Origin of the sequence: Paenibacillus sp. FSL R5-0887 (genome assembly GCF_038002305.1) — a bacterium.
Classification (GTDB): Bacteria; Bacillota; Bacilli; order Paenibacillales; family Paenibacillaceae; genus Paenibacillus_AQ; species Paenibacillus_AQ odorifer.
Genome location: NZ_JBBOCE010000001.1, coordinates 3,545,723 through 3,558,209 on the forward strand (window position 1 = coordinate 3,545,723; position 12,487 = coordinate 3,558,209).

At 47.1% G+C, this 12,487-nt stretch carries 11 protein-coding genes; 1 reads left to right on the forward strand and 10 read right to left on the reverse strand.

Going from position 1 to position 12,487, the window contains the following annotated elements; all coding sequences use genetic code 11:
• Positions 1 to 9: 9 nt before the first annotated feature.
• A complete protein-coding gene (locus MKY14_RS15765; protein WP_036679567.1) occupies positions 10 to 900 on the forward strand; it encodes a carbohydrate ABC transporter permease in 891 nt (296 codons plus the stop codon).
• A 92-nt stretch (positions 901 to 992) separates the two neighbouring features.
• Here the strand turns inward: MKY14_RS15765 and MKY14_RS15770 are convergent, their stop codons facing one another.
• The 10 genes from MKY14_RS15770 to nifB all read right to left on the reverse strand — a co-directional run bounded on the left by MKY14_RS15770 (position 993) and on the right by nifB (position 12,010).
• On the reverse strand, positions 993 to 2,123 hold the full coding sequence (locus MKY14_RS15770; RefSeq protein WP_340976816.1) for a homocitrate synthase/isopropylmalate synthase family protein: 1,131 nt from the start codon (positions 2,121 to 2,123) through the stop codon (positions 993 to 995).
• Complete coding sequence (locus tag MKY14_RS15775; RefSeq protein ID WP_340976818.1) at positions 2,120 to 2,872, reverse strand: HesA/MoeB/ThiF family protein; 753 nt, start codon at positions 2,870 to 2,872, stop codon at positions 2,120 to 2,122. The genes MKY14_RS15770 and MKY14_RS15775 overlap by 4 nt, the downstream gene beginning before the upstream one ends.
• A gap of 38 nt (positions 2,873 to 2,910) precedes the next feature.
• Positions 2,911 to 3,477 (reverse strand): DUF269 domain-containing protein, encoded by a 567-nt coding sequence (locus tag MKY14_RS15780; protein WP_340976819.1) that lies wholly within the window; start codon positions 3,475 to 3,477, stop codon positions 2,911 to 2,913.
• On the reverse strand, positions 3,461 to 3,865 hold the full coding sequence (locus MKY14_RS15785) for a NifB/NifX family molybdenum-iron cluster-binding protein (RefSeq protein WP_076186358.1): 405 nt from the start codon (positions 3,863 to 3,865) through the stop codon (positions 3,461 to 3,463). Before MKY14_RS15785 ends, MKY14_RS15780 begins: the two co-directional genes overlap by 17 nt.
• A complete protein-coding gene (nifN, locus tag MKY14_RS15790; RefSeq protein WP_340976820.1) occupies positions 3,831 to 5,168 on the reverse strand; it encodes a nitrogenase iron-molybdenum cofactor biosynthesis protein NifN in 1,338 nt (445 codons plus the stop codon). Before nifN ends, MKY14_RS15785 begins: the two co-directional genes overlap by 35 nt.
• On the reverse strand, positions 5,158 to 6,522 hold the full coding sequence (gene nifE / locus MKY14_RS15795) for a nitrogenase iron-molybdenum cofactor biosynthesis protein NifE (protein WP_340976821.1): 1,365 nt from the start codon (positions 6,520 to 6,522) through the stop codon (positions 5,158 to 5,160). The genes nifN and nifE overlap by 11 nt, the downstream gene beginning before the upstream one ends.
• A 161-nt stretch (positions 6,523 to 6,683) precedes the next feature.
• Positions 6,684 to 8,225: a nitrogenase molybdenum-iron protein subunit beta gene (nifK, locus tag MKY14_RS15800; RefSeq protein ID WP_076308822.1), complete on the reverse strand. Its 1,542-nt coding sequence runs from the start codon at positions 8,223 to 8,225 to the stop codon at positions 6,684 to 6,686.
• On the reverse strand, positions 8,222 to 9,685 hold the full coding sequence (gene nifD / locus MKY14_RS15805; RefSeq protein WP_076129186.1) for a nitrogenase molybdenum-iron protein alpha chain: 1,464 nt from the start codon (positions 9,683 to 9,685) through the stop codon (positions 8,222 to 8,224). Before nifD ends, nifK begins: the two co-directional genes overlap by 4 nt.
• Positions 9,686 to 9,760: 75 nt before the next feature.
• Positions 9,761 to 10,630 carry a nitrogenase iron protein gene (gene nifH, locus MKY14_RS15810; RefSeq protein ID WP_235219430.1) on the reverse strand — a complete coding sequence of 290 codons (870 nt, stop codon included), beginning with the start codon at positions 10,628 to 10,630 and terminating at the stop codon, positions 9,761 to 9,763.
• Between the two features lie 3 nt (positions 10,631 to 10,633).
• A complete protein-coding gene (nifB, locus tag MKY14_RS15815) occupies positions 10,634 to 12,010 on the reverse strand; it encodes a nitrogenase cofactor biosynthesis protein NifB (protein WP_340976823.1) in 1,377 nt (458 codons plus the stop codon).
• Positions 12,011 to 12,487 lie beyond the last annotated feature (477 nt).

The window sequence follows — 12,487 nt, forward strand, 5'->3', positions numbered from 1 at the left end:
GGAAATCCTATGAATAATTCCTTATCGCCTGCCGCTTCACCCCCTAAGCTAAACCTTCACAAACAAGAACGCAGAAAGCCTACAACGGGCAAAATCCTAATGATGGTGTTCCTATGTATCATCGCGTTGATTCAGTTATTTCCGCTTATTTGGTTGATCGACTATTCCCTGCTCAAGAGCGGTGAGTTCTTTGGAAGCTCATTTCTGAAATGGCCCTCTCCACCCCAGTGGGAGAACTATCGAAACGCTTTTACCTACGGGCGTGTGCCACGTTATTTCGCCAACAGTCTTATCATTACAGTGATAACTGTTATGCTCTCTGCGCTGGTGTCCCTGATGATGGGATATGCGTTTACCCGGATGAAATGGAAGCTAAGTGGCATTGTCCTGTCTCTAATCATGTTAGGCATGATCATCCCGATTCACGCCACATTGCTGCCAAACTTCATTCTGTTTAACAAGCTTGGGATGCTGAACAATATGTACACATTGATTTTGCCTTACTCAGCCATTGTCATCCCCATGAGTGTCCTGATTATGACCGGGTTCCTGGAGACCATCCCACGGGCCATTGAAGAGTCCGCCGTTATTGATGGCAGTGGCATTTACGGGTTAATCTTCCGTATCATCCTGCCCATCACCAAACCGGCGCTGGCAACCATCTGTGTGCTCAACTTCATCAGCACTTGGAATGAATTCATTATGGCGAATACCTTCCTCACCTCGGAAGATCTTAAGACGATTCCCTTCTCCATTATGAAATTCACTGGTGAGTATTCATCCAACTATGGTGCACAGTTCGCGGTTATGACGATCATCGCTATCCCAACCATCCTGATCTACCTGCTCTTCACAGAACAGATGACCAAGGGAATTACCGCTGGAGCGGTTAAGGGCTAACACAATAAACTTAATCCTAACAACATTAAAAGGCTGACAAGACAGGTTTCGTACCCGTCTTGTCAGCCTTTATTCATTCTTACTAATATCTCTTACGGTCGTTGCCAATCCTCCCTCAGCCATTCAACCAAGAGGAGCTCTGGCACATTCACTTTATTAACTTCGGCATAGTCTCTCACCCGTTCAAGCAAACGTCCCGCGGTTCCAGCACTAACCTCTAAACCATGTGCGTTCAGAACATGCATGATTCCACCACTTCCGGAATGTTTACCTAACACAAAATGATGTGCTCTCCCCACCTCTGTGGGATCAAAGGTCTGGTAGGTGGCTGTTTCTTTCAACAAACCGTCAACATGTATCCCAGATTCATGTGTGAAGGCGAGTGATCCGACGATTGGTTTGGCATCGCCGACACTTCGGCCCGAGGCTGTGATCACCCTATCCGCCAGCCCCTTCAAACACTCCGGGCGTGCGCTGCTCTCTCCGCCATAAAGATAACGCCAAGCCATCACTACTTCTTCCATTGCTGCATTCCCGGTACGTTCACCAATCCCTGCTACCGTAGTGCTTGCCCAGACCGCACCCGCGGCAATACCGCTAAGTGTGTTTGCAGCCGCAAGACCAAAATCATTGTGGCAGTGTACCTCAAGCTCTACATCTACAGGAACAGCACTAAGTAATGTGCTTACCCGCTCTGCCATTTGACCCGGATGATGAGCAGATACCGTATCTGCATAACGGAACCAACGAATGCCTTCTTTATATAATGTATTTACCAGTTTAACCAGGTACTCCATACTTGCCCTTGAAGAGTCCTCCATCCCCACCGACACAGTCATTCCTAGCCGTTGACCATATTCCGTCGCATGCAGTAATCTTGTCAGACCTTTGGCAGGTGTTAAACCTAGCTTACCTTGTAATTGAATTTCCGAGACAGGGATCGATACATGACTCCAGTTCACACCCGTCGCCCAAGCTTTGTCGATATCACTTTCCAAAGCCCGATTCCAAGTCATCATCTTCATAGGTAGACCTAAATCAGCGATGGCCGCAATATCTTCTTGCTCTTGCTTGCCCATGGCAGGAATTCCTACCTCTGCTTGCTCCACTCCGCATTCCGACAGCAACCTTGCGATTTCCAGCTTTTCTTCCCTCGTGAATGAAACTCCAGCCGCCTGTTCACCATCCCTAAGTGTCGTGTCACATAGCCTGAGACTTTTCACGGTTTACCTTCCTCTCCGCAGCAAGTGCAATTCGGATTACGGGTAATATGGACGCTGTAACAGGCGAAGTCGAGTGAATTGAAGCGATGCATTACGCCCGCATAAGTCGTCCCTACCCTTGTAACCCATTTTACGGCTTCCAACGCAGCCAGACAACCCGCAATTCCGGAGGTTGCTCCCAATACTGGAAAGCCAAACGGTTCCCATTCTGGATTCACATCCGGATAAAGACACTCTAAGCAAGGGGTTTCACCAGGTATAACCGTTGTTAGTGAAATCTCAAATCCATACATCGCCGCCTCTACCATTGGCGTGCCGGTTTCTACACATAGGCGGTTCAACGCATATCTTTCCGGAAAATCATACCGTGCATCAATCACTATATCGGCTTGTTCTACCCAAGGTTTTGCTATATTATATTCTATCTTCGAATTAAATCCTTCCATTTCAACATTTGGATTCAGACGTTTTAGCTGCTGAATGGCTGTGCTCATCCTTTCCATACCCAAATGATCACTGTCCATCAATATCTGTCGATTTAAATCTGGAGGCACAATGTTTCCTTCATGCGCCAAGATCAGCTTGCCGATTCCGGCAGCAGCTAAATAAAGTGCGGCAGTGCCTCCAAGCCCTCCAATTCCAGCAATCATCACTGTAGCTTCTTTTAGCGCTTTCTGCCCGCCCTCTCCAAGCAGCTTCAATTGGCGAGCGTATCGTTCCAGTTCGGTGCCGCCTATAAGCTGCTCCATGTTGCTCCCTCCCTGTGGCTGAGCTGCATCATTGGAATCTAACCCTCCAGACCATCCGTTCCATAAAGAGCTGTCATTTCATTAAATTTATCCATAAAGGCTAACCCTTCTTCTACATAAGCAACGCCGTAGCGAATTACTTTCTCCTCAGAGGTAAAAGGAAACGGAAAACCTGCTCTCAAGCTTTTTAACACAAGAATAATCCGATCACTATATAAAAGAGCACGCCCAAATCCTTCCCCGTTTATTTCAGATGAACTCTGAACCAGAACCCCACTCTTCTCCTCGATCACGCCCGCCACCGCCTGAAACAAGAGAGGAACCTGCAAACGGACTTTTGGAGAAACCGCGCAGTTAAAATCAGATTTGTTCTTATCTTCAGGGGAAGCGAGAAACAATCGTTCGATCTTCTTCTGTGGTGAAAGAGAAGCATGTCTTCCAAAAAAGTCTTCTGTATCAAGCAATTGACACAACCGCCGTATGAACATCTCTGCTATATCTTTATCCAGCTCTTTCTCCGTGGTTCGACTACGGTGTTTTAATGCTGATGCTTCCGGAGCAACCCGGCCCATTAATGCAGCACTCTCATTAGCTATGGGATCCATCTACACTCGCCCCTTCCGCTTCATTTTCAGCATGTAATACCTTGGCTAGCCACATTGGTGGTTTGCCCTGTAGCATTTCAACAATCCGCTTCACTTGCTCATCAATAGGACTGCCTGGTGGAACCTTTACCGGCATAATTTTACGACGTGTGACTCTTGCCGCTGCTGAGGCTCCAATCTGCATGATGAATATTAGCGTGCAATCCTCTACCACCTCCAGACGACTCTCTATTTTGCCTGCTTCATCCTGATTGAGAATCGTTGGCAGTTTACGAAGACCTATAAGCTCCCCGCCACTTTTGGTAACTTTATAAATTGCGAACATCGGACTCTGCCCAAAATGGGCATTCACTCTAATTCCATCCTCTGTAGCGAATGCTACTTTCACGATGTTCCTCCTCCCTTCGCATTAACAGATTCGCCGCTTTATTCGTCCATTCCATCGCTCCCCGATACCCTACAGAAGTGGCCATATAAGCACCAAGCTCATTCCAAACGGGAAATCCAGCCGCCATAAATGCTGCATCTAACCGCGCCGCTCCATTTAACCCATGTGAGTTACCGATCCATAAATCTGCACCTTTACCCAAAAACTCAACATCATCCAGATCACCGACCCATACCTCTCGTTCCATCTCAACCACCAAAGGAGTTTCATAGGAAGTGACCAGGGCCTTTTGCTCCACCCCCAGCTCTTCGAGCCAAGAAGATACGGTGTACAAATGATCCGGCTCCAGCGCAACAAGTGCAGACATTCCCGCAAATTGAAAATGAGCATCCAGCATGCTATCCAATAAATTCTCTCGTTGCCAGCAATAACGAAGCTGTACCGGCTCCCCGCTAATTTGATGCAGAAATTGCAAAATATCATCCGTTGCTTTAAGCCCCATAGCACTCTCGAATACTTTGTAGGGAGTTCCCAGCGCATTATGCAGTCTTCTAGCTGGACGCTCCATACTTCCGCCGATGGCAAGGGTTAGACCCGAATGCAAGCTTTGCAGCATCGAATCTAGAGGCACCCCACCTCTTGTTAGCGGTGAAAATCCTGTCAGCAGATGCCCAGACAAAGAGGTCGATATATCAGGTACAGCGATTACCTCAAAACCGAAGGAGGATATCATTTCTTTCAGCTCCATCACATCACCCGGCGTCAGAAACGATCCCGGCAAGAGGGTAATCTGACGTGAATTCACACTCCTTGAACCCCGATGGCCTACCTGCTGAATCATCTCATCAAGCATCGCCTCCACGGTAGAACTGAACCCCGATTCCAATGAACCACGAAAGTCAGGTAAGGTGACGGAAAAAGCAAGCCCACCCCGCATGTTCCGCTCCCTTTTATAGGTCTTGAGCATGGATTGATAATCCACTCCAGCCACATCCGTCAGCTCAGTCCCAATAATGCCTATAATGTCTGGTCGGTGTTTACTGAGTATGGTATTTAGAGCTTCCTCTAAATTACGATTCGCATCAAAGATTACATCCATCTCCTGCAAAGCAGAGGTCTGTACGGCTATAGGCTCGCGAAAATGCCGGGTAAGCAGCGCCTTCGGAAATGCGGAACAACCTTGCGCGCCATGCACAATAGGCAATGCCTTGTAGCAACCCTGAAATGCCAGTACGGAACCAAGGGATTGACCGATTTTGATTGCATTAACTGAAGTAGGTTTACTCCTTTTGTTAACGGTCATAGGAAGGTTCCTCCTTATCCCAGGGAGCGGCACTGGCAGCCAGCTTCCAGATTGGATTAGCAAGAGAATACGTCAGCTCCTTAGCCAGCCTTAGTAAACCTTCGTAACCAGCATAGGCCTTGTGTCTTTCTTGATTAATATCGATAAACGGAATTTGCTCTTTCATTGCCACATACATATTCCGTCCGCCAGCAATCATAATATCTGCCTTACGATCCCGGACGGTTTTGATAATTCGGCTTGCCCCGCCCTCCGGGATATATTCGGTGTCATCACCAACACGATCCGCTATACGCCGTACATCATCTTCCGTGCTTTTGTTCGTGCCTACACCTACCACCTGAACGCCTAACTCCTTCAGTGCGGAAATAATCGACCAGCTTTTTACTCCACCCGTATAGAGAACTGCTTTCTTTCCTTTAAGCAGCTTGCGGTAGGGCCGCAGCTCCTGAATCAGTCTGCTTTCCTCTCGTTCCGTCAACCGATCCACACGCCGCTCCATCTCACGGTCATTCAGCAAATAAGCCATTTGACGTAAGGAATAAGTTGTCTCCTTGGCCCCATAGAAGGAGCCTTCGAAATAAGGAATGTGGTATCTTGCCTCCATTTCTTTTGCCAGACCTAACAATGCACGGCTGCACACAACCATATTCACTTTTGCATGATGTGCCCATGTAATTTCCTTATATCTTGCATCCCCTGTAATTCTGGACATTAGCGTAATTCCAACACTCTTCATTAATTTCTCGATATCCCACATTTCACCGGCGATATTGTACTCCCCAATCAAATTCACACCTAAAGGAATCTCAATCTCTGGTTCACCTGTGCCAATTACATATTGTAGCAGCGCTTCACCAGCCAGCCGATTTCCAAGATTCTTACTGCCTACGAATCCGGGGCTGTTCACGGGGATCACAGGAAGCCCCAATCTGCCTGCCGCTTCCTTGCATACCGCATCCAAATCCTCGCCAATCAATGCTGTCACACAGGTCGCATATACAAATATTGCCGGAGGCATAAAGCGCCCGGCAATATAGTCAATGCTATCTTTCAGTTTCTTTTCTCCGCCAAAAATAATATCGTTATCGTTGAGATCTGTAGTGAATCCGTATTGTGAAAGCGAAGGCCCGCTTGACAAAGCCCCTCTACTTTCCCAGCTATTCCCGGCACAAGCAGCCGGCCCATGGACAAGATGCGCAGCATCCATGATCGGCAGCAGCGTGATTTGGGCTCCGTCAAAGGAGCAGCCCCCAGCCGCTTCGCCCGGCTTGGGGCGTGGACATGGTTTCGATTTCGGAGTTAAGCTCCCGCAAGCTTGCGCGTCGGATACATCGTTTCTGATGGACTCCATCGTACCACCTCCCGTAACTGAATACTCCTTACGCTTAAAATGCTCAATTATTCAGTGTCACTACGATAAATATTGCACTTCCGGCCGCTCCCCAACGCTCGGCTCCGTATGAGGACGAGGGAATGAATCGGAAGTATACGATTCGGCTTAACGTTCTCCTACTAACGAACAAGATCGTGGTTGAAGCCAGATGAATCCTCATCCAACCCCTGCAGGATTGTATTTACTATAGTAGTTAACAAGTTCAAGGCACCTTGATAACCGATAATCGGATAACGATGCAGATGATGGCGGTCAAAGACAGGGAAGCCTACACGGATCAAAGGAACGTCGGCATCTTTGGCAGCAAATTTAAGATGAGAGCTTCCAATGGCAAGATCCACAGGATCATCAATCAGCAGAGAGCGCATATGCCACAAATCATTTCCGATATGAACCGTCGTTTCTGCCCCGTAGGGGCTGGCAGCAAGTAGAGCTTTCGCTTCTTCTTTAAATCCGTTTTCCCCATTGGAGCACACAATATGAATAGGCTCTATACCCACTTCCAGACAGAATTCAATCAGGCCGATCAGCAAATCCGGATCGCCAACTAAAGCCACTCGTTTGCCATGCAGATAAGGGTGGCTATCGAGCAAAGCATCCACTACCCGGCCACGTTCTTCCACAAGCTCAGGCGGAATGGGCAATCCCGTTAATTCACTGATAGACTCTATTAGCCGATCTGTGGCATGAATGCCCAGCGGAGTCGACATCGCAACGGTCTGTTGTTTCCATGTGCCGCTGATGTATTCCAATGTTTTTTTGACAGAATATTTCTGAAGTGAAAGAGTTCCCAACGCATTAGCTGCCTTCGGCACATCCGCCAGCTTCGTTCCCCCATAATAATAGGAATATTCACCTGTAGCCGGGGAATCAAAATTTCCGCTGTGGTCACCAAGGAAGGTGTAGCCTGTATCAAACGCGGCAAGGATTTTTCGAATTTCCGCAAAATTCCCCGTATAAGGCTCAAACCCTAAAATGACATTCAGCTTCTCTCCAGTTCCCTCTCCACTGCCAGGGGTAGCTTCAATCCCAGAGCGGATGAACAAGGTACTGAGGATGGACTTTAACATGGAATCGTAACCTGTAATATGTGATCCGGAAAAACTTGGCGTGTTGGCGTAGGGCACTGGAATTTCGTTCGAAATTGCATCCTTCTGGCGGGCATTGGATATAAAAGCCTGCAGATCATCCCCTATAACCTCAGCCATACATGTAGTGGATACAGCTATCATCTCTGGCTTATAGAGCGCCACACTATTTTCAAGACCATCAATAAGATTGTTCATCCCTCCAAACACCGCACCATCTTCTGTCATAGAGGAAGAAACTGCGGGGGTCGGCTCCTTGAAATGACGGCTTAAATGACTACGAAAATACGCAGTGCAGCCTTGAGAGCCATGTATAAACGGCAGAGTTTTTTCGAATCCCAGCGCAGCCATCAAGGCTCCTAGGGGCTGGCATGCTTTATGAGGATTAACTACCAGTGAGGTGCGGGCAAAATTCTTATCCTTATATTCAGACGACTTCGAGTAGGCTAATGCTTCTGCTGTCTCTTGCTCACTGCAGGGTGCCTCGAATGCTTTTTTCCCTTCACGTTGCTTCACATAGGGTTCAGTTTGAAATAATGTGTTGTAATCTGGGATCTCCAGTTTGTCCCTCATACGCCCGCCTCCTTTTTAGGGAGTGATCCTGTTTTCCCTGAATTGATCAAGCTCCACACTGGGCTGTTAATGGTCATGTCCATGTCCTTAGCAAAAATCTTAAACCCATCATAGCCATGGTAAGGACCACTATAATCCCAAGAGTGCATTTGCCGGAAAGGAATACCCATCTTGTGATACACATATTTCTCCTTCACACCCGAGCCCATCAGATCAATATCAAGTCTTTGCGCAAGCTCTTCCAGCTCGTAAGCGGTTGGATCATCGTAGATAATAGTGCCTTCCGGAAGTTCAGGAAATGTCTTCTCGTAATCATCCTTGTGAGCGAACTCATAACCTGTGCCCACCACCTCCATCCCCAGATCCTCATAAGCCCCCAGTGTATGGCGGGCACGTAATCCGCCTACCAGCAGCATGACCTTTTTACCTTCCAGCCGGGGTTTAAATTTAGAGATAATCGCCTCCATTTGTGGCGTGTACTTAGCGATGACTTTCTCGCAGTTTTCCTGAATATATTCATCAAATCTTGCGGCGATGGCTCGAAGGCTTTCAGCTGTTTTGGTCGGCCCGAAAAAGTTGTATTCCAGCCAAGGAATCCCATATGCTTTCTCCATCGTCGTTACCATATAGTTCATGGAGCGATGACAGTGAATCAGATTGAGCTTCGCCTTATGCGCGATCGCCAATTCATTGATGGTTCCATCCCCAGACCACTGCGCAATAACACGCAGACCCATTTCCTCCAGTAAAATGCGTGAAGCCCAAGCGTCCCCACCGATGTTATAATCTCCGATAATATTAATATCGTAAGGACCACATTCCGCAAGCTCCTTCTTCCCCATCAGAAAATCACGGATCGCATCGTTAGCAATATGATGACCCAAGGATTGGCTAACCCCACGGAACCCTTCACAACGAACGGGAATGATTGGGATACCTAGCTCGATAGACATTTTTTTGGACACCGCTTCAATATCGTCTCCGATTAGCCCCACAGGACACTCTGATTGGATCGAAATTCCTTTAGCCAGTGGGAACATTTCTTTAATTTCACGGCAAATGACTTCAAGCTTCTTGTCACCGCCAAATACAATATCTGTCTCCTGAAAATCACTCGTCACCTGCATAGCCGTAAAATTATCAATGCCCAGTGTTCCGTTGGCATAATTCCGTCTTGTTCCCCAGCTATATTGCCCACAACCTACAGGACCATGGCTGATATGCACCATATCCTTGATCGGGCCCCAGACCACGCCCTTCGAACCGGCATAAGCACATCCTCTTTGGGTCATAACCCCCGGACGGGACTTCATATTCGATTTGATGGCGCATTTGCCACAGTTTATTAACTCTTCATTATTGATTTCAAAATGCTTCTGACGATCCTTCCGTGCCTTTTCCGGGTAAGCCTCAAGAATCTCTTCGAGCATCTTTTGGTTATCTTCGATATTAAGCCCCATTCTGAACCCTCCTCATCCCTTAGAGTGATCCGGTGAACAGCCGTCTCTCCACTCCTGTTCACCGGACGAACCTAATTATTGGCCAGATGCCTTCAGCTTTTTCAGCGCCGTCTCTTCATCCTCAATCACACCAAATTCCATGAGTAAATCCTCCAGCTCTTCCATAGAAATCGGGGTCGGGATTGTCATCATATTGTTATTCAGGATCTTTTCTGCCAAAATCTCATATTCTCTCGCTTGCTGATGATGAGGATTATATTGGGCCACGGTCATTCTTCGCAGCTCTGCATGCTGAACCACATTATTCCGCGGGACAAAATGGATCATTTGTGTATTCAAACGGCGTGCCAGCTCCATAATGAGCTCATCCTCACGGTCCGTATTACGACTGTTGCAGATCAGACCGCCCAATCTTACGCCACCGCTGTTGGCATACTTTAGAATTCCGCGCGCAATGTTATTGGCCGCATACATAGCCATCATTTCCCCGGAGCATACGATATAAATTTCCTGTGCTTTATTCTCACGGATCGGCATTGCAAATCCACCACATACCACGTCACCAAGTACGTCATAGGATACAAAATCCAATCCTTCATAAGCCCCTTGCTGCTCCAAAAAATTAATAGCTGTAATAATCCCGCGGCCGGCACAACCCACACCCGGTTCAGGTCCACCACACTCCACATTAAGAATGTCGCCATATCCCAACTGAACTACATCCTCAAGCTCCAAATCCTCAACCGTTCCTCTTTCTGCTGCCAATTGGAGCACTGAATTCTGAGCTTTAGTGTTCAAAATCAGCCGTGTGGAGTCCGCTTTAGGATCACAGCCTACGATCATTGTTTTTTGACCAAATTTAGTGGCGAGCTGCGCCAAAGTGTTCTGCGAAGTTGTGGATTTACCGATACCGCCCTTACCGTAAAAAGCTATTTGTCTCATCATTCATCATCCCTTCGAAATCGATATATTTTTAAAATAAGAGCTGAATTTCACACTTTCTAGAATCGCATCCTGTATTTCACCTTTACGCACCAGAGGCAATACTCCGGCTTTATTTAAGCTGGCGCGAGGGACATCGCCAATACCAGAACAGAGCAATATTTGACAGTCCTGTAATATAGAAATAATTTCTTGTAACGTGGCATTCTTATCCCCATTACAATCCGCTTTACCGTGGCAATAGGCCTGAATCTTTCTGATACCTAGCAGTTTCACGCTTATACCATCCGTTTCATAAACCATGAACTCTGTCGCGTGGCCAAAATGTTGATTGACCTTATCCCCACCACGTGTAGCAACAGCGACTTTGGTGGTGTGCTGCCCTTGCTGGAAAGAGTTCTGCCTTAGCTCTTTGGCTTTGACACGCTGACGGATTTTGGCATCGAGTTCACGTTGAAAGAGCGCTCTAGCTCGCTCATTAATAACTGGATTTTCATCCATCTTTTCTAATATAAAATCCTGATTACGATCCTGACCTAGCAGCCCAATGGCATCAGCACGGCATTGCCGACAATGGCGCATGACCTTCATCCCTTCGCGCCCAAGCACTTCCTGCAGGTTGTGCAGTTCTTTAGGACGCGGCGCCTTGCGCCCATCCCGTTCATACTGACTTCCCGGTGCGATAATTAAAGGCGTCACATTATGCAGAGTTGCCCCGAGCGCTTTAACTGTTCGCGATACTTCAGGGAGATGATGATCATTGACCCCTGGAATCATAACGGAATTAACTTTAACAAGAACACCTTGCTGCGCCAGCAGCTCCAAACCTTGAAGCTGGCGGCTGATCAGCAGCTCCGCCGCTTCTTGTCCTTCGTACCGGATCCCTTCGTCAACAACCCATGGATAAATTTCACGGCCCACATTGGGATCAATGGCATTGATGGTGATCGTGACATGACGGATACCTAGCGCTAGTATGGCGTCTACATGCCTGTAAAGGGTCAATCCATTAGTACTCAGGCAAAGGGTAACATCAGGGACCTGCCGCTTGACTCGTTCGAACGTGTCAAAGGTTCGTTCTGGATTCGCCAGCGGATCACCCGGACCTGCAATCCCAACTACCGACAGTTGCATCAGCTGTGCGGCTACACCTTTCACTTTGCGTTCAGCTTGCTCTGGAGTTAGCACTTCACTAACTACACCAGGCCTGCTTTCATTCACACAATCGAATTTTCGGTTGCAGTAATTACATTGGATGTTACAGGCGGGAGCAACCGGGATGTGCATCCTAGCAAAAAAACGATGAGCTTCCTCACTGTAGCAGGGATGGCGGCTGAGCTCCTCCTCTGCTTCAATGGATAACCTCGATGACGCCTGCGGCATTTCCCCACCTCCTAAAAATTTTATGCAGCATGAACTACTAGTACTTCTTCGCAGTAAAACTCACTCTGATAGAACAACTGATGTGATTTTAGTTAACATATTTCTCGCTTGATCGCTTTGATTAGTTTCATCATATTTTCATCAACCTACATCGTCAATCGAGTTTTCCCTTTTTAAGTCCTGTTTTTCCTTATGTTTGCAGTTTCGTCATATTAAATGTTAGTTTATATAACCTATATCTATCATGTTTCCGTTTCCATTTTATTCAATCTCTGTTGATTCTCCGTCATCATGTCATGTTTCTGGCCATTTTAAGGATTCTTAAAAGATAGAATCCATTTATTTCTGCAACTTTTATTGACAATGACTTTCATCTCGTATATGATCTCTTTAGGCAAGAACACATTGAATAATCTTAAAAATTTAATATATCCCGTAAAGGGGAGTAGCTGTTAAATAAAGTCGTCAATACGAGAA